Source organism: Rugamonas sp., from assembly GCF_025354735.1.
Lineage (GTDB): Bacteria > Pseudomonadota > Gammaproteobacteria > Burkholderiales > Burkholderiaceae_D > Rugamonas.
Genome location: NZ_JANXMI010000223.1, coordinates 22,219 through 45,169 on the forward strand (window position 1 = coordinate 22,219; position 22,951 = coordinate 45,169).

Annotated in this window: 20 protein-coding genes, 1 pseudogene and 1 riboswitch; of the genes and pseudogenes, 14 read left to right on the forward strand and 7 right to left on the reverse strand. The window is 63.4% G+C overall.

The window, feature by feature from the left end:
* Positions 1-144: 144 nt before the first annotated feature.
* The 4 genes from tyrS (at position 145) to Q0S71_RS17700 (ending at position 3,239) form a co-directional block, all read left to right on the forward strand.
* On the forward strand, positions 145-1,404 hold the full coding sequence (gene tyrS, locus Q0S71_RS17685; RefSeq protein WP_295998648.1) for a tyrosine--tRNA ligase: 1,260 nt from the start codon (positions 145-147) through the stop codon (positions 1,402-1,404).
* Positions 1,401-1,862 carry a D-aminoacyl-tRNA deacylase gene (gene dtd, locus Q0S71_RS17690; RefSeq protein ID WP_295998651.1) on the forward strand — a complete coding sequence of 154 codons (462 nt, stop codon included), beginning with the start codon at positions 1,401-1,403 and terminating at the stop codon, positions 1,860-1,862. The genes tyrS and dtd overlap by 4 nt, the downstream gene beginning before the upstream one ends.
* 63 nt (positions 1,863-1,925) lie before the next feature.
* Positions 1,926-2,570 carry a YbhB/YbcL family Raf kinase inhibitor-like protein gene (locus tag Q0S71_RS17695; protein ID WP_295998654.1) on the forward strand — a complete coding sequence of 215 codons (645 nt, stop codon included), beginning with the start codon at positions 1,926-1,928 and terminating at the stop codon, positions 2,568-2,570.
* 24 nt (positions 2,571-2,594) lie between these two features.
* Entirely contained in the window at positions 2,595-3,239 is a 645-nt protein-coding gene (locus tag Q0S71_RS17700; protein ID WP_295998656.1) for a histidine phosphatase family protein, read from the forward strand.
* Between the two features lie 58 nt (positions 3,240-3,297).
* Here Q0S71_RS17700 and Q0S71_RS17705 read toward each other — a convergent pair whose 3' ends face one another.
* The gene (locus Q0S71_RS17705) at positions 3,298-3,741 is read right to left on the reverse strand and encodes a hypothetical protein (RefSeq protein ID WP_295998658.1); all 444 of its coding nucleotides are present in this window, start codon (positions 3,739-3,741) and stop codon (positions 3,298-3,300) included.
* A gap of 598 nt (positions 3,742-4,339) precedes the next feature.
* Here Q0S71_RS17705 and dusB point away from each other — a divergent pair.
* The 7 genes from dusB to ruvB all read left to right on the forward strand — a co-directional run bounded on the left by dusB (position 4,340) and on the right by ruvB (position 10,186).
* Entirely contained in the window at positions 4,340-5,356 is a 1,017-nt protein-coding gene (gene dusB, locus Q0S71_RS17710) for a tRNA dihydrouridine synthase DusB (protein ID WP_295998661.1), read from the forward strand.
* 97 nt (positions 5,357-5,453) lie between these two features.
* A complete protein-coding gene (locus Q0S71_RS17715; protein WP_056398400.1) occupies positions 5,454-5,687 on the forward strand; it encodes a helix-turn-helix domain-containing protein in 234 nt (77 codons plus the stop codon).
* A gap of 84 nt (positions 5,688-5,771) precedes the next feature.
* Positions 5,772-7,358 carry a bifunctional phosphoribosylaminoimidazolecarboxamide formyltransferase/IMP cyclohydrolase gene (purH, locus tag Q0S71_RS17720; RefSeq protein ID WP_295998669.1) on the forward strand — a complete coding sequence of 529 codons (1,587 nt, stop codon included), beginning with the start codon at positions 5,772-5,774 and terminating at the stop codon, positions 7,356-7,358.
* Between the two features lie 80 nt (positions 7,359-7,438).
* Complete coding sequence (gene ruvC, locus Q0S71_RS17725; protein ID WP_295998673.1) at positions 7,439-7,975, forward strand: crossover junction endodeoxyribonuclease RuvC; 537 nt, start codon at positions 7,439-7,441, stop codon at positions 7,973-7,975.
* 94 nt (positions 7,976-8,069) lie between these two features.
* Positions 8,070-8,648 carry a Holliday junction branch migration protein RuvA gene (ruvA, locus tag Q0S71_RS17730; protein ID WP_295998676.1) on the forward strand — a complete coding sequence of 193 codons (579 nt, stop codon included), beginning with the start codon at positions 8,070-8,072 and terminating at the stop codon, positions 8,646-8,648.
* 168 nt (positions 8,649-8,816) lie between these two features.
* The gene (locus Q0S71_RS17735) at positions 8,817-9,113 is read left to right on the forward strand and encodes a hypothetical protein (RefSeq protein WP_295998679.1); all 297 of its coding nucleotides are present in this window, start codon (positions 8,817-8,819) and stop codon (positions 9,111-9,113) included.
* 17 nt (positions 9,114-9,130) lie between these two features.
* A complete protein-coding gene (gene ruvB, locus Q0S71_RS17740; RefSeq protein ID WP_295998681.1) occupies positions 9,131-10,186 on the forward strand; it encodes a Holliday junction branch migration DNA helicase RuvB in 1,056 nt (351 codons plus the stop codon).
* Between the two features lie 36 nt (positions 10,187-10,222).
* On the opposite strand, the gene pstS is transcribed toward ruvB, so the two are convergent.
* On the reverse strand, positions 10,223-11,281 hold the full coding sequence (gene pstS, locus Q0S71_RS17745) for a phosphate ABC transporter substrate-binding protein PstS (protein ID WP_295998684.1): 1,059 nt from the start codon (positions 11,279-11,281) through the stop codon (positions 10,223-10,225).
* Between the two features lie 232 nt (positions 11,282-11,513).
* Here pstS and Q0S71_RS17750 point away from each other — a divergent pair, with 232 nt between their 5' ends.
* The gene (locus Q0S71_RS17750) at positions 11,514-12,050 is read left to right on the forward strand and encodes a YaiI/YqxD family protein (protein WP_295998687.1); all 537 of its coding nucleotides are present in this window, start codon (positions 11,514-11,516) and stop codon (positions 12,048-12,050) included.
* On the opposite strand, the gene Q0S71_RS17755 is transcribed toward Q0S71_RS17750, so the two are convergent.
* The 3 genes from Q0S71_RS17755 to Q0S71_RS17765 all read right to left on the reverse strand — a co-directional run bounded on the left by Q0S71_RS17755 (position 12,047) and on the right by Q0S71_RS17765 (position 17,232).
* On the reverse strand, positions 12,047-13,633 hold the full coding sequence (locus Q0S71_RS17755; RefSeq protein ID WP_295998690.1) for a methyl-accepting chemotaxis protein: 1,587 nt from the start codon (positions 13,631-13,633) through the stop codon (positions 12,047-12,049). The genes Q0S71_RS17750 and Q0S71_RS17755 overlap by 4 nt on opposite strands.
* A 290-nt stretch (positions 13,634-13,923) precedes the next feature.
* Positions 13,924-14,355, reverse strand: coding sequence for a DUF2147 domain-containing protein (locus Q0S71_RS17760; RefSeq protein WP_295998709.1), 432 nt, complete (start codon positions 14,353-14,355; stop codon positions 13,924-13,926).
* 57 nt (positions 14,356-14,412) lie between these two features.
* Positions 14,413-17,232, reverse strand: a complete 2,820-nt coding sequence (locus Q0S71_RS17765) for a valine--tRNA ligase (protein ID WP_295998692.1) — start codon at positions 17,230-17,232, stop codon at positions 14,413-14,415.
* 209 nt (positions 17,233-17,441) lie between these two features.
* Between Q0S71_RS17765 and Q0S71_RS17770 the strand changes: the two genes are divergently transcribed.
* On the forward strand, positions 17,442-19,121 hold the full coding sequence (locus Q0S71_RS17770) for a methyl-accepting chemotaxis protein (RefSeq protein ID WP_295998696.1): 1,680 nt from the start codon (positions 17,442-17,444) through the stop codon (positions 19,119-19,121).
* A 169-nt stretch (positions 19,122-19,290) separates the two neighbouring features.
* On the opposite strand, the gene Q0S71_RS17775 is transcribed toward Q0S71_RS17770, so the two are convergent.
* Together Q0S71_RS17775 and Q0S71_RS17780 are read right to left on the reverse strand one after the other, a co-directional pair.
* Positions 19,291-21,411: a xanthine dehydrogenase family protein molybdopterin-binding subunit gene (locus Q0S71_RS17775; protein WP_295998699.1), complete on the reverse strand. Its 2,121-nt coding sequence runs from the start codon at positions 21,409-21,411 to the stop codon at positions 19,291-19,293.
* Between the two features lie 10 nt (positions 21,412-21,421).
* Positions 21,422-21,886, reverse strand: coding sequence for a (2Fe-2S)-binding protein (locus tag Q0S71_RS17780; RefSeq protein ID WP_295998703.1), 465 nt, complete (start codon positions 21,884-21,886; stop codon positions 21,422-21,424).
* Between the two features lie 262 nt (positions 21,887-22,148).
* Positions 22,149-22,254: riboswitch (TPP riboswitch) on the forward strand.
* A gap of 95 nt (positions 22,255-22,349) precedes the next feature.
* Between Q0S71_RS17780 and Q0S71_RS17785 the strand changes: the two are divergent.
* A pseudogene (locus Q0S71_RS17785) lies at positions 22,350-22,951 on the forward strand (phosphomethylpyrimidine synthase ThiC); the annotation flags it as partial.

Here is a 22,951-nt window from a genome sequence, read left to right on the forward strand (position 1 = left end):
AAATTTGCCGCTTGAACTATTCAGGAACGTTATATTTTTTTAGTTGTTATCTTGGTTCGTTTTCATACAGCAAGATTGATAGAATCGGGCATTATAACAAACTCCTGGAGCCTCCACCTTTTTTGAGAACTGCTGCTATCACACATGGAAACTTCATCCGCAACGCCTACCAAGAAGGCGACCGCCACCATTTTGCCGCTGACCGACCGCGTCCAGGAAGCGCTCGCCGTCGCCAAGCGCGGCGCTGACGAATTGCTGATCGAAAGCGAGTTCGCGCAAAAACTGGCGCGCTCCGAACAAAGCGGCGTACCGTTGCGCATCAAGCTGGGCCTGGACCCGACGGCGCCCGACCTGCACCTGGGCCACACCGTCGTGCTCAACAAAATGCGCCAGCTGCAAGACCTCGGCCACCAGGTGATCTTCCTGATCGGCGACTTCACGTCGATGATAGGCGACCCGTCCGGCCGCAACGTCACGCGTCCGCCGCTGACCAAGGAACAAATCGAAGTCAACGCCATGAGCTACTTCGCGCAAGCGTCGCTGGTGCTCGACCCGTCGAAGACGGAAATCCGCTACAACTCCGAATGGTGCGACCCGCTGGGCGCGCGCGGCATGATCCAGCTCGCTTCGCGCTACACGGTGGCGCGCATGATGGAGCGCGACGATTTCAGCAAGCGCTTCAAGAGTGGGACACCGATCTCGGTCCATGAGTTCCTTTATCCCTTGATGCAGGGTTACGACTCGGTCGCGCTGAAGGCCGACCTGGAGCTGGGCGGCACCGACCAGAAATTCAATCTGCTGGTCGGCCGCGAGCTGCAAAAGGATTACGGACAGGAGCCGCAATGCATCTTGACGATGCCGCTGCTCGAAGGCCTCGACGGCGTCGACAAGATGTCCAAGTCGAAGAACAACTACATCGGCATCACCGAGCCGGGCAACGTCATGTTCGCCAAAATCATGAGCATCTCCGACCTGATGATGTGGAAATATTTCGAGCTGCTGTCGTTCCGCTCGATCGCCGATCTGGCGCAGCTGAAGGCGGATATCGCCGGCGGCGGCAACCCGCGCGACGCCAAAGTGGCGCTGGCCCAGGAAATCGTCGCGCGCTTCCACTCGAAGCAGGCGGCCGACGACGCGCTGGCCGACTTCGTCAACCGTTCCAAGGGCGGCATACCGGACGACGTGCCGGACGTGGCGCTGGCCGGCGCGCCGCTGGCCATCGCCCAGTTGCTCAAGCAATCGGGACTGTGCCCGTCGGTGTCGGAAGCGACCCGCATGATAGACCAGGGCGGCGTGCGCCTGGACGGCGCCGTCATCAGCGACAAGGCCGTCAAGATCGAGGCCGGCACCTTCGTGCTGCAAGTGGGCAAGCGCAAGTTCGCGCGTGTCACGCTGAGCGCATGATAGGCTTGCTGCAACGCGTCAGCGGCGCCAGCGTGGCGGTCGACGGCGCCGTCATCGGCGCCATCGACGCCGGCCTGATGGTGCTGGTGTGCGCCGAACGGGGCGACACGGAAAAAGAAGCCGACGCGCTGCTGAGCAAGCTGCTCGGCTACCGCGTTTTTTCCGACGAGGCCGGCAAGATGAACCGCAGCGTCACCGACGTCGGCGGCGGCCTGTTGCTGGTGCCGCAGTTCACGCTGGCGGCCGACACCAAGTCCGGCACCCGGCCCTCCTTCACGCCGGCCGCCGCTCCGCAAGACGGTTTGCGCCTGTTCGACCATTTCGTCCGCCAGGCGCGGCTGCAACATCCCATCGTCGCGACCGGCCGCTTCGGCGCCGACATGAAGGTGACGCTGACCAATGACGGTCCGGTGACGTTTTGGCTGCAAACCACGGCAAAAGTGGCAATGTCAGTTTAGTTTGATCCAACTCAAGGAATCCGCGCGCGCAAACGAGAAAATAACAAGACGGAGCAAGACAAGATGAGAATTTGGAGCGATTCTTTTGGCGATGGCGACCGTATTCCTGCCGCCCACGCCTTTGCGGCCGTCGATACCGCCGAGCACATGCGCTGGTCGGACAACCGCAATCCGCATCTGGCCTGGGACGAGGTGCCCAACGGCACCGAATCGCTGTTGCTGCTTTGCATAGACGGCGATGCGCCGCTCTCGGGGGCCGACGTCAACCGCGCCGACCGCATGCTGGCGCCGGCCATCGCGCGCCGTGACTTCTTCCATTGGGTCTTGATCGATATCCCGCCGTCGCTGCGTTCGATCGCCGAAGGCGCGGCCTCGGCCGGCGTGACGCCGCACGGCAAACCGGACGCGCCGCTGACGGTCGCCGCCGTGGATGGCGCCCGCCATGCGCTGCGCCAGGGCCTCAACGACTACACCGGCTGGTTCGCGGCCGACCCGGCCATGGCCGGCGACTATTACGGGTATGATGGCCCCTGTCCGCCGTGGAACGACTTGCACGTCCACCACTATATATTCCGCCTGTACGCGCTCGACGAGCCGCACCTGGCGCTGGAGGGCCGCTTCACCGGCGCGGACGCGCTGGCCGCCTTGCACGGCCACATACTCGACGAAGCACAACTGATCGGCAGCTACACGCTCTATCGAGCATAGTCGCCGGCAAACAACTGGGATGGCATGAGCACCACCATATTACTGATCCGCCACGGCGAGACGGCCTGGAACGCCGTGCGCCGCCTGCAAGGCCACATCGATATCGGATTGAACGCGGCGGGGCAGCGCCAGGCCGCCGCCCTGGGCGCGGCGCTGGCCGGCGCCACGCTGGACGCCGTCATCGCCAGCGACTTGCAGCGCGCCCGGCAAACGGCGGACGCCGTCGCCGGTCCTCACGGCATCGCGGTGCAGAGCGACGCCCAGTTGCGCGAGCGCTGCTACGGCGTGTTCGAAGGCATGTTGTACGCCGATATAGAGCAACAATATCCGCAAGAATTTGCTTTGTGGCAAGCACGCGATATCGATGCGCTGATGCCGGCCGGCTTGCGCACGGCGGAAAGTTTCCGCCAGTTTTACCAGCGTTCGGTCGAGGCAATCGCGCGCTGGGCCGGACGCTACGACGGCCAGACCATAGCCATCGTGGCGCACGGCGGCGTGCTCGAATGCGCGTATCGGCAGGCTGTCGGCATGTCGCTCGACAGCCCGCGCGATTTTCAGGTCAAGAACGCCAGCATCAACCGTTTCACCTGCGCCGCCGGCCAGCTGGCATTGAGCAACTGGGGCGACGTCGCCCATCTCAGCGAGCAAGCCCACGACGAAATGGCCTGAGGCCCGAGGGGGCAAAGATTAATGCTTAAAGCTTAATACTCAATGCTTAATGCTCAGCTTAATGCATGGCGACGTACAAGACCTTTTCTCCCAGTATCGTATGGTCGGCCAGCGTTTGCGCGGGAACGACCATCAACAGGTCGCCCGAGGCACCGTCGTTGTCCAGCAGATTAATATGCATCTTCAGCTGTTTGTCCAGGGCGACGAAAGTGTTGGGCGACACGGCGACGATTTTATGCCAGGTATGGTCGGTCGACGCATACATCGTGTCGCCGCGGCTGAAAATCGATAGCGTCATGCCATTCGACAGGCTATAGAGCTTTATATAGTTCGAATAATCGCTGGGCCACATTTTATGGTAATCGGCCGGTAGTTCGATCCGGCTTTCCCTGGCGTTGACGGGCACATATTGCTGCTGTTGATCGGATTGGTCTTGCGCGGTCTGCGCTACTGCTGACAGTGACAATGCGCCCAGCAAAGGGATGAGCATCAAGGTTTTCATGATCTGTTCCTTTTTTGACTTGTGACTTATATGATTGTATGCATGAGTGGCTTGCGGTTTGTGCGGCAGATATGATCAGTCATCATATTTAATTATTCGATTAAATCGGATCATTCATGTTCAATATATTGAGAATTTCTATTGTTAATTTTTGCGGCGTGGGTGGTATTTAATTTACATATGGACCATCATTGCACTGGAATAGTGCGGAAAAATTGCAATCGGTGAGATTGTCTCATCGGTACTTTATTTCTCTGGCGCTGATGTATTTAAGCAGTTGCGCGGAGGTTTTCAAATATAATATCTTTATCAGTCGGCGTGGTTTAATAATATTCAAAAAATAATCAGCATCCAGGCCTCCAATATTATTCTTATATGATACGGGAATAAAAAACGATGCAAAATTGCCGCATCGGGTCGCCGCTTGCCCCGCGCGGGCCGCCATCGTACGAACGTCCGTGCTTATTTTTTCAGCAAAGCAACAGTCATTTCATGCTGTCAAGCTGCACAGGCGACACGCCGGATAAAATAGTGCTTATTATTTGAGCAGCCCTTCGGGTAAAATAGAAGGTTCCTTGTCCTCACTCAGGTTTAGCCAGTGCAAATCGGCCCTCATTTACTGCGCAACAACGTTTTTGTCGCCCCCATGGCGGGAGTGACGGATCGGCCTTTCCGCCAGTTGTGCAAGCAGCTCGGCGCCGGTTATGCGGTGTCCGAAATGGCGGCGTCGAATCCGCGCCTGTGGGCCACGGAAAAGAGTTCGCGCCGCACCGACCACACCGGCGAGATGGAGCCGAAGGCGGTGCAGATCGCCGGCGCCGACCCGCAGGACCTGGCCGCTTGCGCCAGGTTCAACGTCGAACGCGGCGCCCAGATCATCGACATCAATATGGGTTGCCCGGTGAAAAAAGTCTGCAACAGCTGGTGCGGATCGGCCCTGCTGCAAGACGAGCCGCTGGTGCGGGAAATCCTGCACGCCGTCGTCAACGCCGTCGACGTGCCCGTGACGCTGAAATTCCGCACCGGCTGGGATCGCCTCAACAAGAATGCCCTGACCATCGCCCGCATGGCCGAGGATGCCGGCATCGCCATGCTGACCCTGCACGGCCGCACCCGCGCCGACGGCTACCGCGGCGACGCCGAATACGAGACCATCGCCGCCGTCAAGCGCGCCGTCTCGATCCCCGTGGTCGCCAACGGCGACATCACGACGCCGGAAAAAGCCCGCTACGTGCTCGAGCAAACCGGGGCCGACGCCATCATGATCGGCCGCGCGGCCCAGGGCCGGCCGTGGATCTTCCGCGAAATCGACCATTTCCTGCGCACCGGCAGCCATTTGCCGGCGCCCTACGTCGACGAAGTGCGCGCGCTGATGGACGAGCACCTGCGCGCCCACTACGGCTTTTACGGCGAATTCCTCGGCGTGCGCACGGCCCGCAAGCACATAGGCTGGTATGTGCGCGACCTGCAAGGCGGGGAAGAGTTCCGTCAAAAAATGAATTTATTGGAATCGACCGACGCGCAGCTTCTTGCCGTCGATCAATTTTTTGAATCGCAATGGACTTTTGGCGAACGGTTACAATACCGCCTCGCCGAAGAGTTGCAAGCCGCGTAAGGCGGCCGCAAGAGCAGCAAAACAAGGGCAAGCGCTTCACCGTCGCGCCCGCCGCGACACAGCGTCACGACAGATTAATTAGCCGAATGACATCAAAATGAGCAAAGAAAGTATCCAGGAAGTGGTCCAGAAGAGCCTTGAAGACTACTTCAACGACCTGGGCGAGCAGCAAGCATCGAATATCTACGACATGGTCGTGCTGACCGTGGAACGTCCCATACTCGAAGTGGTGATGACGCGCGCCGACGGCAACCAGTCGCACGCGGCGCAGATGCTGGGCATCAACCGCAACACCCTGCGCAAGAAATTGCAAGAGCACGGCCTGCTGTAGTCAGCGACTGATCGTCCGGCACGCGAGCGGCTGTGATGGCCGCTGGCGCCATCCACCCGCATCCCCAACCATCCAGCCACCGCCATGATTAAACAAGCCCTCATTTCCGTCTCCGACAAAACCGGCGTCCTCGACTTCGCGCGCGCGCTGTCGGCGATGGGCGTCAACATCCTGTCCACCGGCGGCACCGCCAAGTTGCTGGCCGACAATGGTGTCGCCGTGACGGAAGTGGCCGACTACACCGGTTTCCCGGAAATGCTGGACGGCCGCGTCAAGACGCTGCACCCGAAAGTGCACGGCGGCATCCTGGCGCGTCGCGACTTGCCCGAGCACATGGCCAAGCTGGAAGAACACGATATGCCGACCATCGACATGGTGGTCGTCAACCTCTACCCCTTCCAGGCCACGGTGGCCAAGGACACCTGCACGCTCGACGAAGCCATCGAAAACATCGACATCGGCGGCCCGACCATGCTGCGTTCGGCGGCCAAGAACCATAAAGACGTCATCGTCATCTGCGATCCGGCCGACTACGGCGTCGTGCTGGCCGAAATGAAGACCACCGACAACGCGCCCGGCTACGTCAGCTACGACACCCGCTTCATGCTGGCCACCAAGGTCTACGCCCACACGGCCCAGTACGACGGCGCCATCACCAACTACCTGAGCAGCCTGGGCCCGACCAAGGCCCACGCCAGCCGCAACACCTATCCGCAGACCCTGAACGTGGCCTTTGAAAAAGTGCAGGACATGCGCTACGGCGAAAACCCGCACCAGAGCGCCGCCTTCTACCGCGACCTGCACGCCACCGAAGGCGCGCTGGGCAACTACCGCCAGTTGCAGGGCAAGGAACTGTCGTACAACAACATCGCCGACGCCGATGCCGCCTGGGAATGCGTGAAGAGCTTCGGCGGCTTCGACCAGGCCGCCGCCTGCGTCATCGTCAAGCACGCCAACCCGTGCGGTGTGGCGCTGGGCACGGACGCGGTCGACGCCTACAAGCGCGCGCTGCAGACGGACCCGACCTCGGCCTTCGGCGGCATCATCGCCTTCAACGTCGAAATCGACGCGGCCGCCGCCACCGAGCTGGCCAAGCTGTTCGTCGAAGTGCTGATCGCGCCGTCGTTCTCGGCCGAAGCCAGGCAAATCATGTCGGCCAAACAAAACGTGCGCCTGCTGGAAATCGCGCTCGGCAACGGCGTCAACGCGATGGACTTCAAGCGCGTCGGCGGCGGCTTGCTGGTGCAGTCGGCCGACTCGAAAAACGTCTTGATCGGCGACCTGAAAGTCGTCACCAAGTTGCAGCCGACCCAGCAGCAATTGCAGGACCTGATGTTCGCCTGGCGCGTCGCCAAATACGTCAAGTCGAACGCCATCGTCTTCTGCGGCAACAACATGACGCTGGGCGTGGGCGCCGGCCAGATGAGCCGCATCGACTCGGCCCGCATCGCCTCAATCAAGGCCCAGAACGCCGGCCTGTCGCTGGCCGGTTCGGTGGTGGCGTCGGACGCCTTCTTCCCCTTCCGCGACGGTCTCGACGTGGTCGTCGACGCCGGCGCCACCTGTGTGATCCAGCCGGGCGGCTCCATGCGCGACCAGGAAGTGATAGACGCGGCCGACGAGCGCGGCGTCGTCATGCTGTACACCGGCATCCGTCATTTCCGCCACTAATCGGCCATTCATCGTGATCCGGCGCCGCGCGGCGGCGCCGCCGCCTTGCCGCCGCTTGCCTTAGTGCATACAATCTGACGATGATTATTCTCGGCATCGACCCAGGCTTGCGCACGACCGGCTTCGGCGTCATCGACAAGCAGGGCAACAAGCTGCGCTACATCGCCTCCGGCACCATCAAAAGCGGCGAGGGCGAACTGCCCGTGCGGCTTAAAGTGATATTGCGCAGCATCGCCGAAGTGGCGGCCACCTACCGGCCCGACTGCGCGGCCATCGAAAAAGTCTTCGTCAACGTCAATCCGCAATCGACCCTGCTGCTGGGCCAGGCGCGCGGCGCGGCCATCTGCGCGCTGGTGGACGCCGAACTGAGCGTGGCCGAATACACGGCGCTGCAAGTCAAGCAAGCCGTCACCGGCCACGGCAAGGCCGCCAAGGACCAGGTGCAGGCGATGGTGGCGCGGCTGCTGGCGCTGCCCGGCCTGCCCGGCACCGACGCCGCCGACGCGCTCGGCGTCGCCATCTGCCACGCCAACAGCCACGACACGCTGGCCCTCATCAGCGCCATCGGCCCCGGCCTGTCCGGCCTGCGCATGAAACGCGGCCGCCTGGTCGGATAGCCGGCGCCATCGTCACCATTGTCACAACAATCCCACCGAATCCCATAGACGGTTTATACTGTATGAACTACTGTATATCTGTGAAGGGAATTCGATGATCGGTCGTCTGTCCGGCGTATTGCTGGAAAAAAATCCACCGCAGCTGCTGGTCGACGTCCAGGGCGTCGGCTACGAAGTCGACGTGCCGATGAGTACCTTCTACAACTTGCCGCACGTCGGCGAAAAAGTCGTGCTGTTCACACACCAGGCCATCCGCGAGGACGCGCATCTGCTGTTCGGCTTCGGCAACGCCGAGGAGCGCGCCGTGTTCCGCCAGCTCATTAAAATCAGCGGCGTCGGCGCGCGCATGGCGCTGTCCATCCTGTCCGGCATGACGATAGCCGACCTGGCGCAGGCCGTGACCCTGCAGGAAGCCGGGCGCCTGGTCAAAGTGCCCGGCATCGGCAAGAAGACCGCCGAACGCCTGCTGCTGGAACTGAAGGGCAAGCTGGGCGCCGACATCGGTGCCGGCGGCGTCCGCGCCGTGCCCGATTCGCAATCTGATATCCTGAACGCCCTGCTGGCGCTGGGTTACTCCGACAAGGAAGCGCTGCTGGCACTGAAAGCCATACCCGCCGGCAGCGGCGTCTCCGACGGCATCAAGCTGGCGTTGAAGGCGCTGTCGAAAGGCTGATCCAGCGCAAATGAACCGCAGGTGCTTCTGCCTATGCTTGAACCTCAAGCAAAGCGGAGGTGCCGGACATGGACCAGCCAACACGTTTTCCGTGGGATGATTTCGGCCAAGAGTATTCGGCAAGGTTGGCCCAGACTGGCGCGCAGCTGTCAGAGTTAAGGAGGAAACATGGACATATTGAACACTGGTGGCGACAGCGATTCGGTTTTGGATTTGAATGTCTTAGCGCCTCAGAAACCAGATATCTCAGCCGGACTCCTACAAGTGCAAGAATCATTGCGGGGCTGGAAGAAGTTGATGGCTAACGGCCAAGTGGAGGCGTTGGTGGTGAAAATCGACGCTCCGCCGGAGACGGCGGGCGTTGCTGCGCGCATGCTCTCCGAGCAGGAGCAGCAGCAACTGCGCATGAGCAAAGAAGAGCAAAGTAATTACCTGCAAGCCATATTGCAAACTCCGATATTTTAATAGGCGAACAGCACTGCATGAGCATCCAGACCGACAATTTCACCGAACAGCGCATTATCGACGCGGCGCCGTCGTCGCCGAATGAAGAGGCGATCGAGCGCGCGCTGCGGCCCAAGCACCTCGATGAATATGTCGGGCAGGAAAAGATCCGCAACCAGCTGGAAATTTTCATCAAGGCCGCGCGCAACCGCGGCGAGGCGCTCGACCACACGCTGCTGTTCGGCCCGCCGGGCCTGGGCAAGACCACGCTGGCCAACATCATCGCGCGCGAAATGGGCGTCAACCTGCGGCAGACCTCCGGGCCGGTGCTGGAGCGTCCCGGCGACCTGGCCGCCATCCTGACCAACCTGGAAGCGAACGACGTGCTGTTCATCGATGAAATCCACCGCCTCTCGCCGGTGGTCGAGGAAATCCTGTATCCGGCGCTGGAAGACTACCAGATCGACATCATGATAGGCGAAGGTCCGGCCGCCCGTTCCGTCAAGCTCGACTTGCAGCCCTTCACGCTGGTCGGCGCCACCACGCGCGCCGGCATGCTGACCAATCCGCTGCGCGACCGGTTCGGCATCGTCGCCCGGCTGGAGTTTTACAACACGGAAGAATTGACCAAGATCGTCACGCGCAGCGCGGCCTTGCTGAAGGCGAACATCGCGCCGGACGGCGCCGTCGAAGTGGCGCGCCGCGCGCGCGGCACGCCGCGTATCGCCAACCGCCTGCTGCGCCGCGTGCGCGATTACGCGGAAGTGAAAGCGGACGGCGACATCACCAAGGAAGTGGCCGACGCGGCGCTGGTGATGCTCGACGTCGACACCGTCGGCTTCGACGTCATGGACCGCAAGCTGCTCGAAGCGGTGCTGTATAAATTCGGCGGCGGCCCGGTCGGCATCGGCAACCTGGCGGCGGCCATCGGCGAGGCGGCCGACACCATCGAAGACGTGCTGGAACCCTATCTGATACAACAAGGTTTCTTGCAGCGCACGCCGCGCGGACGGATCGCCACGCCGGCCGCCTACCGCCACTTCGGCGTGACGCCGCCGCGCATCAACCCGAACGGCGAGCTGTGGGACAGCTGATGCCGGCGGGGGCCTGACTTAAGCGCCGGCCTGGCGTCAGGGCGGCGAGTTAATCAGCTCGCTGAGCGACCAGTTCAGCGACTGACCGCGGCCATCCTTGATGCCGGCGAAGTCGCTGAAGATGCGCGCCTGCACCCGGTCCGGCAGGCGCACGAAGTTGACGCCGCCGATGATGGTGTCGCCGTACAGGAAGCCCCACGTGAAAAATTTCAGCGTGGCGATCATCGCGTCCGGATGGGCCGCCACTTTCGGCACGATGACGAAGGTGCCCATCGTGATCGGCCACGTCGCCGCGCCCGGCTTGTCGGTCAGCATTTCCTCGAAGGTGCCGTGGGTTTGCCACGCGCTGTTCTCCAGCGCCGCCGCGAAGGCCGGGCCGGACGGCGCGACGAATTTGCCGTCCGCGTTGCGCACCTTGGCGTAGGCCAGCTTGTCCTGCACCACGTAGCTGAAGTCGACGTAGCCGATGGCGCCCGGCGTCGTCTTGAGCGCGGCGACCAGGCCGCCGCTGCCCTTCAGCGTCACCGTCGTTTCGGCCCACGGGATCGTGAAGTTGCGGCCGAAATCCTTCTTCCACGCCGGGCTGACACGGCTCAGGTAATCGCTGAAGTTGTAGGTGGTGCCGGAACCGTCGCTGCGCGCCAGCACGATGATGGGGCTGGCCGGCAACTTGGCCGTCGGGTTGATGGTTTGCAGGCGCGGATCGTTCCACGTCTTGATCTTGCGGGCGTAGATATCGGCCAGCAATTCGCCGGTCAGCAGCAGGTCGCCGCTTTTCACGCCCGGCAGGTTGAACACCGGCACCACGCCGGAAATCGCGGTCGGGAAACAGACCAGCTGGCCCTGCGCCAGATCCTGGGTGCTCATGGCAACGTCGCTGGCGCCGAAGTCGACGCTGCGGGCCTTGATCTGTTTGATGCCGGCCGCCGAACCGACGGCCTGGTAATTGAGCTTGCTCGCGCCGTGCTTGCCGGAGGCGTCGCTCAGCTTGGCGTACAGCGGCTGGGCGGCGGAGGAGCCGGCGCCGCTGATGTCAAGGGCGTGGGCGGCGGTGCTGATGAGTAAGAGGGTGGTGGCCGTGAGTCTGACAAGCATGGGATGGTCGAATAGTGGACGGGGAAGCTGCCGGCCGGCACCACCGCGCAAAGCGGCGCCGCCGGGTCGAAAAAACTTGCCCATTGTAAACTAGTTTTGCCTTAGTTTTCATCAAGCAACAACATCGCCTTGGCCTTGGCTGCGCCTTGCCCCGTGCGCCATGGCGGCGCGGGGCGGCCGGCCGCAGGCGGCGCGCTATAATGCGGCCTCCTCAGCCTTCGGACGATCAACCATGGAACACACGCCGCACATCTGGGTGGACGCCGACGCCTGTCCCGCCGTGGTCAAGGAGATTTTGTACCGCGTGGCCGAGCGCGTGCAAATGCCGGTGACGCTGGTGGCCAACCAGCTGATGCGGGTGCCGCCGTCGCGGTTTGTGCGCTCGGTGCAAGTGCCGTCCGGCGCCGACGTGGCCGACCAGGAAATCGTGCGCCTGCTCCAGCCCGGCGACCTGGTCATCACCGGCGACATCCCGCTGGCGTCCGACGTGCTGAAAAAAGGTGGATACGCGCTCAATCCGCGCGGCGATTTCTACACCGCCGACAACATCGCCCAGATGCTGACGATGCGGGCTTTCATGGACGAGTTGCGCAGCGGCGGCGTCGACACCGGCGGTCCGGCCGCCTACGGCCACGGCGACCGGCAGAATTTCGCCAACAGCCTGGACCGTCATCTGAATAAAATCATCGCCAAGCAGAAACAGCAGGCCGCGCCGCGGCAGCAAGCCGGCGCCGCGACGCCCGAGGCGGACGACGCCGCCGTCGATTAATTCAGCGCCAGCGTCGGCGTCATCCCCAGCGCCGGCGAGCGGCCGCGCCCAGGCTGGCCCAGCTCGAACACGCTGACCAGCCGCACCAGGTCGTGCGACTGTTCCTGCAAGGCCTCGGCCGTGGCGGCCGCTTCCTCGACCATGGCCGCGTTGTGCTGGGTGTCCTCATCCATCTGGCTGATGGCCTGGTTGACTTGCTCGATGCCGGCGCTCTGGGCCGCGCTGGCCAGCGTGATGTCGCCCATGATGTCGGTCACGCGCTGGACGCTGCGGACGATGTCTTCCATGGTCTGGCCGGCGTGGCCGACCAGTTCCGTGCCGGCGCTGACGCGGCGCACGGAATCGTCGATCAAGCCACGGATTTCCTTGGCGGCGTTGCCGGCGCGCTGGGCCAGGGTGCGCACTTCGGTGGCGACGACGGCGAAGCCGCGTCCGTGCTCGCCCGCGCGGGCCGCTTCCACGGCCGCGTTCAAGGCCAGGATATTGGTTTGGAAGGCGATGCCGTCGATGACGCCGACGATGTCGGCGATCTGGCGCGCCGAGCGGTCGATCGCGCTCATCGTCAGTACCACCTCGGCCACCGCCGCGCCGCCTTTTTGCGCCACGCCCGAGGCCGACAGCGCCAGCTCGTTGGCGCGCTGGGCGTGGTCGGCGTTGCGCCGCACCGCGTGCAGCAGTTCCGTCATCGACGCCGCCGTCTCGCTCAGCGCGCCGGCCTGCTGCTCGGTGCGTGCCGACAGCGCCAGGTTGCCGTCGCTGATCTGGCCCGACGCCGTGTTCAGATTGTCGGTGCCGCTGCGCACTTCGCCGACGATGCGCACCAGGCTGCTGTTCATGCCGCGCAGCGCCGCCATCAGTTCGCCCACCTCATCGCGGCCGCGCACCTGGATATCCTGCGTCAGGTTGCCGGCCGCCACTTGTTGCGCGATGCGCACGGCGGCGCCGATGGGTTGCGTGATGCTGCGGGCGATGCGGATGCAAAACGCCAGCAGCGCGCCGGCCAGCAACGTCGCGCCGATGGTGAAATCGGTCAGACGTTCGATGAACAGTTGCTGCACCGTGTCCAGATAAATGCCGGAACCGAGCACCCAGCCCCAAGGCGCGAAGCCGCGCACGAAGGACACCTTGGCGGACGACTTGCCCGGTTCTTTTTCCCATTTATAGGAAACGAAGCCGCCGGCGCTGCTGTTTTTGGCCGTGGCGACAATCTCGGCGAAATACATCTTGCCGTCGGCGTCGGGACTGTTCAGCATGACCTTGCCGACCAGTTCGGGTTTGGCCGGATGCATGAGCATGCGCGCATCCATATCGTTGATCCAGAAATATTCCTTGCCGCTGTAGCGCAGCGCGCCGATCATCGCCATGGCGTTGTGCTGGGCCTGTTCCTGCGTCAATTCGCCGGCGAGCACGCGTTGCTGGTACTGCTCCAGCACGCCATAAGCGCTGTCGACGGCCTGCTGCACGCCGTTCTGACGCTCGGTCATCAACAGCTTGCGCTCGGACATCAGAAAGAGCACCGTCAACACGGCGATGCCCAAGGCGGCGCTGGCGGCCAGCAACCATAGTTTTTTTTGTATCGTCATCATCTTCTCAAATCGGCCGCCCGAAAACGCGGGGGACGCGGATTATATACCGCATAGCGAGGAGAGTTTGTTGATACTTGGTTACGTGAAATTTCTTTCAGGCAAGCATATCAAAGAAGAAATGGAAAGTTGGACAGCTCGATAATATCGGCGTATCAATATTGTAGAGCATGGAAAGCGGTGCGCGCCAGTGTCAACAAAACCGGGCGGCGAAGGAGGGCGGGGCGGATGCCGAAAGGGTCCGCCCCGTTTTTTTGCCGCGGTCGATTGCGGCGTGGTGCCAAATATATTTATTCCTGACGAATCCAAACCTGCGAACGGCCCAGCATCGGTATGCCGATGTAACCGCGCACGCTGAGTTTTTTACCGCCATCGGTCAAATGCATTTTGCTGCGGTAGACCTTGCCGTTATCCGGGTCGAGGATTTCCCCGCCCGCATACTCGTCGCCATCCTTCTTCAAGCCCGACATGAAGACCATGCCGATGATGGGCTGGTCCTTGCGCGCGTCGGAGCACTTGTCGCACTTCGGATTTTGCTCCTCGTCGGGCGTGCGGAACAGTTTTTCTATCTTGCCCTGCAACTCGCCGTTGGCCTCGCTGATGCGTATCAGCGCCTTCGGTTTGCCGCTGACATCGTCGATGTTTTTCCACAGCCCCACGGGCGATGCGTCATCGGCCCAGGCCGGTGCTCCCGGCACCAGCACCGCCAGGGTGCCGGCCATGCTCAGTAATAAGCCAGCTCGTTTCAATGCGCGCATCGTGGTCTCCAGTTATAGGTTTTATGTCACTGGAAGTTTAGCAAATTGTTCACGCATTTTCGCTATCGTCGCGGAAAAATTGACCAATCGTTCTTTTTCCTGCACCACCACGGCTTCCGGCGCGCGGGCGACGAAACTCTCGTTGCCCAGTTTGCCGTTAACCTTGGCGATCTCGGCCTCGATGCGGGCGATTTCCTTGGCCAGGCGCTCGCGCTCGGCCGCCACGTCGATTTCCACTTTCAGCATCAGCTTGGTGGTGCCGACGATGGAGACGGCGGCCGGCGAATCGGGCAGGGCATCGACGATGTTCACTTCGGCCAGCTTGCCCAGCGACTGCACATACGGCGCGAAGGCGTGCAGCGCGGCCTTGTCGGCGGGGTTGGCGGGCTCGACGATCAGCGGCACCCGCACCGACGGCGAGATCTGCATTTCGCCGCGCAGGTTGCGGGTGGCGTCGGTCAGCGCCTTCAGCTGCGACATCCACGCTTCGGCCGACTCGTCGATCAGGGCCGGATTGGCGATAGGGTAGGGCTGGACCATGATGGACCCGCCCTTGGGCGCGCCGTCGGCATCCACAGGGGTGCCGGCCAGCGGCGCGATGGTTTGCCACAGCGCCTCGGTGACGAAGGGAATCACCGGGTGGGCCAGGCGCAGCACCACTTCCAGCACGCGCAGCAGCGTGTGGCGGGTGGCGCGCTGTTGTCCCTCGGTGCCGTGCTGGACCTGGACCTTGGCCACTTCCAGATACCAGTCGCAATACTCGTCCCAGAAGAACTTGTAGATGGTGTTGGCGATGTTGTCGAAGCGGAAGTCCTCGAAGCCCTTTGCCACGTCCAGCTCGGCGCGTTGCAGCAGCGAGATGATCCATTTGTCGGCCATCGACAAGTCGGCGTCGTTGGCCGAGCAATCCTTGTCTTCCGTGTTCATCATCACGAAGCGGGTGGCGTTCCACATCTTGTTGCAGAAGTTGCGGTAGCCTTCGGCGCGGCCCAGGTCGAAGTTGATGTTGCGGCCTAGCGAGGCGTAGGACGCCATCGTGAAGCGCACGGCGTCGGTGCCGTAGGCGGCTATGCCTTCCGGGAATTCCTTGCGCGTGGCCTTGGCGATCTTTTCGGCCGCCTTGGGATTCATCAGGCCGGTGGTCCGCTTGGCGACCAGCTCCTCGAGGCCGATGCCGTCGATCAGGTCGATCGGGTCCAGGGTGTTGCCCTTGGACTTGGACATTTTCTGCCCCGTCGAATCGCGCACCAGGCCGTGCACGTAGACGGTCTCGAACGGCACCTTGCCGGTGAAGTGGGCCGTCATCATCACCATGCGGGCGACCCAGAAGAAGATGATGTCGAAGCCGGTCACCAGCACCGACGACGGCAAGAAGGCCTTGATGTCCGGCGTTTCTTCCGGCCAGCCCATGGTCGAGAACGGGATCAGCGCGGACGAGAACCACGTGTCGAGCACGTCGGCGTCGCGCCGCAGCGGGCCGGTCGAGCCGGCGGCGGCGGCCTTGGCCTGCGCCTCGGCTTCGGTCTTGGCGACGAAGATATTGCCTTGCTCGTCGTACCAGGCCGGGATCTGGTGGCCCCACCACAGCTGGCGCGAGATGCACCAGTCTTGTATGTTGTTGAGCCACTGGTTGTAGGTGGTGCTCCAGTTTTCCGGCACGAACTTGATCTCGCCGTTGGCCACTTTTTCCAGCGCCGTTTCGGCGATCGATTTGCCGGGGAAGAAAGTGCCTTCCGGCGCCGGCTTGCTCATGGCGACGAACCACTGGTCGGTCAGCATGGGCTCGATGACCACGCCGGTGCGGTCGCCGCGCGGCACCATCAGCTTGTGCGGCTTGACTTGTTCCAGCAGGCCCAGCGCGTCGAGGTCGGCGACGATCTGCTTGCGCGCGGCGAAGCGGTCCAGGCCGCGATAGGCGGCCGGCGCGTCGTCGACGATCTTCGCGTCCAGCGTCAGGATAGACAGCATCGGCAACTGGTGGCGCTGGCCGACGGCGTAATCGTTGAGGTCGTGCGCCGGCGTGATCTTGACGCAGCCGGTGCCGAATTCCTTGTCCACATATTCGTCGGCGATGATGGGAATTTCGCGGTCGCACAGCGGCAGTTTCAGCATCTTGCCGACCAGCTGCAGGTAGCGCTCGTCGGTCGGATCGACGGCCACGGCGACGTCGCCCAGCATCGTTTCCGGCCGCGTGGTGGCCACCGTCAGGGAGCCGCTGCCATCGGCCAGCGGATACTTGATGTACCACATCGAGCCGTCTTCTTCCTCCGACACCACTTCCAGGTCCGACACGGCCGTGCCCAGCACCGGGTCCCAGTTGACCAGGCGCTTGCCGCGATAGATCAGGCCCTGCTCGTGCAGGCGCACGAAGACGTCGGTGACGACCTTCGAGCGCGGCTCGTCCATCGTGAAGTATTCGCGCTTCCAGTCCGGCGACGTGCCCATGCGGCGCATCTGGCCGGTGATGGTGGAACCGGATTTTTCCTTCCACTCCCACACTTTCTTGACGAACTCGTCGCGGCCCAGGTCGTGGCGCGAGATTTTCTGCGCGTCGAGCTGGCGTTCGACGACGATCTGCGTGGCGATGCCGGCGTGGTCGGTGCCCGGTATCCAGGCCGTGTTGTGGCCCAGCATGCGATGATAGCGGGTCAGCCCGTCCATGATGGTCTGGTTGAACGCATGGCCCATGTGTAGCGTGCCGGTCACATTTGGCGGCGGCAGCTGGATGCTGAACGACGTTTTATCGGCATCGAGCGTGGCGGTGTAGTAACCGCGCGACTCCCACTCGTTGCGCCAGAATTGTTCTATGTCGGCGGGCTCGAAAGACTTGGCTAATTCCATGATTTGGCTTATGTTTTTTGCGAAAAGAATCATTATAAGGGACTGCGCCACCGCTGCCACCGGTGCCTAACCAATGTGCACATAAAATCGCGCCGACCCCATACCTGCGGGCAATTGATGTACAGTACAGAAAGTTACCGCTCAAACATAAGGGGTGGAACCGAAATCCTGGCCCCGGCCATTTTTAAAAGTCAGAAAGAGACAATTTTATGAAAAACCTCACTACGCGCATGCGTCTGAGCATCGGATTTGGCGTCGTGCTGGCGCTGATGCTGGTGGTCACGGCCATCGGTATCTGGCGTCTCGCCACCGTGGCCCAGGCCACCCGCGACATGACGCAAACCCCGCTGGCCAAGGAACGCATGATTAGCGACTGGTATCAGGCCATCAGCACGGCCGTCACCCGCACCACCGCCATTTCCAAGAGTTCCGACATCAGCTTGCAAGCCTACTTCGAGCCGGCGTCCGCCGAAACCAGCAGCACCTCGACCAAGCTGCAGGAGCAGATCGGCAAGCTGCTGGTGTCCGAGGCCGAAAGGAAACTGTTCGCCGAAATCGCCCTCGACCGCGCCGCCTACAAGGATGCCGGGGCCCAGATCGTGCAGCTGCGCACGGACGGCAAGCTGTTCCAGGCGCGCAATATGTTCGAGCAAACCTTCTTGCCGGCGTCGGCCAAATACATGAGCCAGGTGCACAAATTGCTGGAGCTGCAACGCGCCAACATCAACAGCACGGCCGACGATATCGATGGCATCTACCGCTCCAGCCGCCTGTGGCTGCTGTTGCTGACGGCCGTCGCCGTCGCCGTCGGCATGGCCGGCGCCGGCGTGCTGGCGCGCGACCTGCTGCGTCAGCTGGGCGGCGAGCCGGACTTCGCCACCCGCGTCGCCGAACGCATCGCCGCCGGCGACCTGTCCGGTGAAATCCGCGTCCGCCCCGGCGACACCAGCAGCCTGCTGTACGCCATGAGCGGCATGCGCGACAGCCTGACCCGCATCGTCGCCCAGGTGCGCAGCGGCACGGACAGCATCGCCGCCGAATCGGAAAGCAACGCGGCCGGCAACCAGAACCTGTCGAACCGCACCGAGCAGCAAGCGGCCAGCCTGGAGGAGACGGCCGCGTCGATGGAAGAGCTGACCGCCACCGTGCGCCAGAACGCCGACCACGCGCACCAGGCCAACGAGCTGGCGCGCTCGGCCTCGGCCGTCGCCGTCAAGGGCGGCGGCGTGGTCGGACAGGTGATGGAGACGATGGACGACATCAGCGCCGCCTCGCGCAAGATCGTCGACATCATCGGCGTCATCGACGGCATCGCCTTCCAGACCAATATCCTGGCGCTGAACGCGGCCGTCGAAGCGGCCCGCGCCGGCGAGCAGGGCCGCGGCTTCGCCGTCGTCGCCTCCGAAGTGCGCAACCTGGCGCAGCGCTCGGCCACCGCCGCCAAGGAAATCAAGTCGCTGATCGATGCCTCGGTCGAGCGCGTCGACGCGGGCGGCCGGCTGGTCAAGGAAGCCGGCGCGACGATGGAGGATGTGGTCGGCAGCATCCAGAAGGTGACGGTCATCATGGCCGACATCCTCGGCGCCAGCCGCGAGCAAAGCATAGGCATCGACAGCGTGACGCGCTCGATCAGCGAGATCGATCACGTCACCCAGCAGAACGCGGTGCTGGTGGTGGAAGCGGCCGCCGTGGCCGACGCGCTGCAAGTGCAGGCCAACGCGCTGGCGCAGACCGTCAGCCAGTTCAAGCTCGATGTGTCGGCGACTTCGGCCGGAGCCAGAGCGCCGCGCGCCAATGTGGCGGCCGCCCGCCGCACCACCAGCGCCGCCACGCCGCGCCTGGCGCTGGCCAGCGGCGCCGGCAGACAGGCCGGCAAGCGCGCGGTCTGAGAGCGCGGTTTCAGGCGTTCACGGCTGAGTAGGCTGAGTATTCAGGCGCGATATTCGGCGCGATGTGCGTGTGATATGGGTGTGAAATACGTGTGAAATTCGGCACGAAAAAAAACGGCGGGCCAAGCGTGAAGCTGGCCTGCCGTTTTGCATTGCGTTGCCGGCGCCGTCAAGCCGCCTTGATATTTTCCTGCGACAGTGGAATCTTGCGCAGCCGCTTGCCGGTGGCGGCGAACAGCGCGTTCGCCACCGCCGGGCCGATCAGCGCCGTCGCCGGTTCGCCGATGCCGCCCGGTTTTTCCGTGCTCGGCACCAGCGTGACGTCGATGCGCGGCATGTCGGACATGCGCACCACCGGATAGTTGTGGAAGTTGGTCTGCTGCACGCGGCCCTGTTCCAGCGTGATCTCCGAACCCAGCACGGCCGACAGCCCGAAGGCGATGCTCGATTCGAGCTGCGCCTCCACCGTGTCGGGATTAATCATCTGCCCCAGGTCGGCCGCCACCCACACTTTATGGACCCGTATCGTATCGTCCTTGACCGAGATTTCCGCCACCTGCGCCATATAGGTGTCGTAGCCCTCCATCAGCGCGATGCCGCGGCTGTGGCCGGCCGGCAGTGGCTTGCCCCAGCCGGACTTCTCGGCCGCCAGCTTCAGCACGTTGGCGAAGCGCGGCTGCTTGTCCAGCATCGATAGCCGATATTGATACGGGTCCTTGCCGGCCGCCGCCGCCATCTCGTCGATGAAACTCTCGTTGGCGAAGGCGTTGAGCGCATGGCTGACCGAACGCCAGTAGCCGACCCGCAGACCGCTGTCGTGCTCGATCAATTCCTGCGTCATGTTCGGGATGTCGTAGCTGACCACGGACGCCTCGGCCATGAAGGGATCGAGCGTGCCCTTCGGCAGGCCGAACAGGCGCTGCGTGATCGACTGCGACGTCAGCTGGAACGTCAGCGCCACCGGCCGGCCCGACGCGTCCAGTCCGGCGCGCATGCGGTGCAGGGCCATCGGCCGGTAAAAGTCGTGGGTGGTGTCGTCCTCGCGCGTCCACAGCAGCTTGACCGGCTTGCCGACGGCCTTGGAAATCTGCGCCGCCTGCACCGCGAAATCGTATTCCAGCCGGCGCCCGAAGCCGCCGCCGAGGAAGGTGGTCTTGACGGTCACGTCCTCCGGCTTGAGGCCGAGCGCGCCGGCCACATTGCCCTGCGTGCCCTGCTGGAACTGGGCCGGGCCGATCACCAGGCATTTGCCGTCCTTGTAGTCGGCGGTGAAATTCTGCGGCTCCATGGTCGCGTGGGCCAGCAGCGGCGACCAGTATTCGGCGCTCAGGGTTTTCGCGGCCGACTTCAGGGCCGCGTCGGCGTCGCCGGTCTTCTTGATCGGGATCGGCTGGTCCGCCGCCTTGCGCATGCCGTCCTGCATCGAGGCGTTGCTGATGTGCGCGACCGGGCCTTCATCCCACACCACGGTCAGCGCCTCGCGCGCCTTTTTCGCGCGCCACCAGGAGTTGGCGACGACGGCCACGCCGTCCGGAATCTGCACCACGTCGATCACGCCGGGCATCGCCTTGGCCTTGGCGGCGTCGAAGCTGAGCACCTTGCCGCCGATGACGGGACATTGTTCCACCGACGCGTACACCATGCCCGGCAGCTTGACGTCGATGCCGTATTGGGCCGTGCCGTTGACCTTGTGCGGCGTCTCCAGGCGCTTGGTGGCCTTGCCGATGATCTTGAAGTCCTTGGCGTCCTTCAGCACGACGTCCTTGGGCACGGGCAGCCTGGACGCCGCCTCGGCCAGCTGGCCGTAGGTGGCGCTGCGGCCTTTCGGCCCCGTCACCTTGCCGTCGGCCGCGCGCAGCTGGTCGGGGCTGAGGTCCCATTTGGCGGCGGCGGCGCTGACCAGCATCATGCGCACCTGGGCGCCGGCCACGCGCAGTTTTTCCCAGCCTTCGCGCACGGAAGTGGAGCCGCCCGTGATCTGCGCGCCCAGCAGCGCGTTGGTGTAGGCCGCGCCGACGGGCGCCGTTTCCACCTTCACCTTGCGCAGGTCGACCGCCAGTTCCTCGGCCAGCAGCATCGGCAGCGAGGTGTAGACGCCCTGGCCCATTTCCGAGCGCGCCAGGATCAGCGTGATGGTATTGTCGTCGGCGATGTGGACCCAGGCGTTGGGCGTGTGGATGGTGCCGGCCGCCTGCGCCAGTTCGGCCGTGCCGGGCAGCAGCACGCCCAGCGTCAGGCCGGCGCCGGCCAGCGCCGTGGTCTTGATGAAGTCGCGTCGTGTCGTCGTCATGGCGTTCTCCTCAAGCCTTGCGCATTTCGGCGGCGGCGGTGTGGATCGCGGCGCGGATGCGGTTGTAGGTGCCACAGCGGCAGATGTTGCCGCTCATGGCGTTCTCGATGTCGGCGTCGCTGGGATTTTTATTCTCGCGCAGCAGCGCGGCGGCGCTCATCAGCTGACCCGACTGGCAGTAGCCGCACTGCGGCACGTCGTGCGCGATCCAGGCTTTTTGCAGCGGATGGCTATTGTCCTTGGACAGCGATTCGATGGTGGCGACCTTCTTGCCGGCGACCACGGAGACGGGCGTCTGGCAGGAGCGGATCGGCGTGCCGTCCAGGTGCACGGTGCAGGCGCCGCACAGGGCCAGGCCGCAGCCGAACTTGGTGCCGGTCAGGCCGATCTCATCGCGGATCACCCACAGCAGGGGCGTGTCCGGCTCGGCGGTGGCCGAGACTGTTTTACCGTTTAACGTGAATGAAGTAGCCATGTCGGTCATTCCTTCGGCGAGCGTAGGTTAGGGGATGGGACCATCCCGGCAAGAGAACATCACAGAAATGCACAGGGCGCGAGCGCGCCGCTGGTCTGAAGATGATAGCGCATTTAGCATCGTTTGCAGTCATCTATCCCCTTAGCGGGAGTTGTCAAAATTGCCGCGAACCAAATCGCCACGATAGCGGCACGCCGGTGTCTTTTCATCCATGTTGCGCGCGCCGGCGAACGGCGTATAATTCGATCCGCTGCCGCAAGGCGGCACACGCTAGGGGTCCTGCAAGTCGCAATGCGATGCGCGGGTGAGAAATACCCTCCGAACCTGATCTGGATAATGCCAGCGAAGGGAAGCATTAGGAATCGCCGCCGGACCGCGCGCCGCCCTGTCATCACGCCGCCGTCCATCCCCGCGCGCTCCGACCCCTCCTTTGCTGGCTCCTGTAGCCTACCAAAGGAGCCACATGAACGACCATCCGAAATTCCTCTCCGCCACCGCCACGGTGGACCAGGCCGCGATCGCGCCGCTGCCCAATTCCCGCAAGGTCTACATCGTCGGCAGCCGGCCCGACATCCGCGTGCCGATGCGCGAAATCGCCCAGGCCGACACGCCGGCCTCCTTCGGCTTCGAACGCAATCCGCCGGTCTATGTCTACGACACGTCCGGCCCCTACACCGATCCCGACGCCGTCATCGACATCCGCGCCGGCCTGGCCGCCACGCCGCGCCTGCCGTGGATACTCGAGCGCGGCGACACCGAGGAACTGGCCGGCCCTTCGTCCGAATACGGCCAGGCGCGGCTGGCCGATCCGGCGCTGGCCGCGCTGCGCTTCCAGTTGCACCGCAAGCCGCGCCGCGCGCGCGCCGGCGCCGACGGGCAAGCCAACGTCACCCAGATGCATTACGCGCGGCGCGGCATCGTCACGCCCGAGATGGAGTTCGTCGCCATCCGCGAAAACATGCGCCGCAAGGAGTACCTGGCGCAGCTGACCAGCTCCGGCCCCATGGGCCAGCGCCTGGCCGAGCTGATGGGCCGCCAGCATCCGGGCCAGCATTTCGGCGCCAG

Bases quoted from the DNA above. Each gene is read 5' to 3' on its own strand.
- tyrS (WP_295998648.1), top strand. From the start codon at position 145: ATGGAAACTTCATCCGCAACGCCTACCAAGAAGGCGACCGCCACCATT.
- dtd (WP_295998651.1), top strand. From the start codon at position 1,401: ATGATAGGCTTGCTGCAACGCGTCAGCGGCGCCAGCGTGGCGGTCGAC.
- Q0S71_RS17695 (WP_295998654.1), top strand. From the start codon at position 1,926: ATGAGAATTTGGAGCGATTCTTTTGGCGATGGCGACCGTATTCCTGCC.
- Q0S71_RS17700 (WP_295998656.1), top strand. From the start codon at position 2,595: ATGAGCACCACCATATTACTGATCCGCCACGGCGAGACGGCCTGGAAC.
- Q0S71_RS17705 (WP_295998658.1), bottom strand. From the start codon at position 3,741: ATGAAAACCTTGATGCTCATCCCTTTGCTGGGCGCATTGTCACTGTCA.
- Q0S71_RS17715 (WP_056398400.1), top strand. From the start codon at position 5,454: ATGAGCAAAGAAAGTATCCAGGAAGTGGTCCAGAAGAGCCTTGAAGAC.
- purH (WP_295998669.1), top strand. From the start codon at position 5,772: ATGATTAAACAAGCCCTCATTTCCGTCTCCGACAAAACCGGCGTCCTC.
- ruvC (WP_295998673.1), top strand. From the start codon at position 7,439: ATGATTATTCTCGGCATCGACCCAGGCTTGCGCACGACCGGCTTCGGC.
- ruvA (WP_295998676.1), top strand. From the start codon at position 8,070: ATGATCGGTCGTCTGTCCGGCGTATTGCTGGAAAAAAATCCACCGCAG.
- Q0S71_RS17735 (WP_295998679.1), top strand. From the start codon at position 8,817: ATGGACATATTGAACACTGGTGGCGACAGCGATTCGGTTTTGGATTTG.
- ruvB (WP_295998681.1), top strand. From the start codon at position 9,131: ATGAGCATCCAGACCGACAATTTCACCGAACAGCGCATTATCGACGCG.
- pstS (WP_295998684.1), bottom strand. From the start codon at position 11,281: ATGCTTGTCAGACTCACGGCCACCACCCTCTTACTCATCAGCACCGCC.
- Q0S71_RS17750 (WP_295998687.1), top strand. From the start codon at position 11,514: ATGGAACACACGCCGCACATCTGGGTGGACGCCGACGCCTGTCCCGCC.
- Q0S71_RS17755 (WP_295998690.1), bottom strand. From the start codon at position 13,633: ATGACGATACAAAAAAAACTATGGTTGCTGGCCGCCAGCGCCGCCTTG.
- Q0S71_RS17760 (WP_295998709.1), bottom strand. From the start codon at position 14,355: ATGGCCGGCACCCTGGCGGTGCTGGTGCCGGGAGCACCGGCCTGGGCC.
- Q0S71_RS17765 (WP_295998692.1), bottom strand. From the start codon at position 17,232: ATGGAATTAGCCAAGTCTTTCGAGCCCGCCGACATAGAACAATTCTGG.
- Q0S71_RS17770 (WP_295998696.1), top strand. From the start codon at position 17,442: ATGAAAAACCTCACTACGCGCATGCGTCTGAGCATCGGATTTGGCGTC.
- Q0S71_RS17775 (WP_295998699.1), bottom strand. From the start codon at position 21,411: ATGACGACGACACGACGCGACTTCATCAAGACCACGGCGCTGGCCGGC.
- Q0S71_RS17780 (WP_295998703.1), bottom strand. From the start codon at position 21,886: ATGGCTACTTCATTCACGTTAAACGGTAAAACAGTCTCGGCCACCGCC.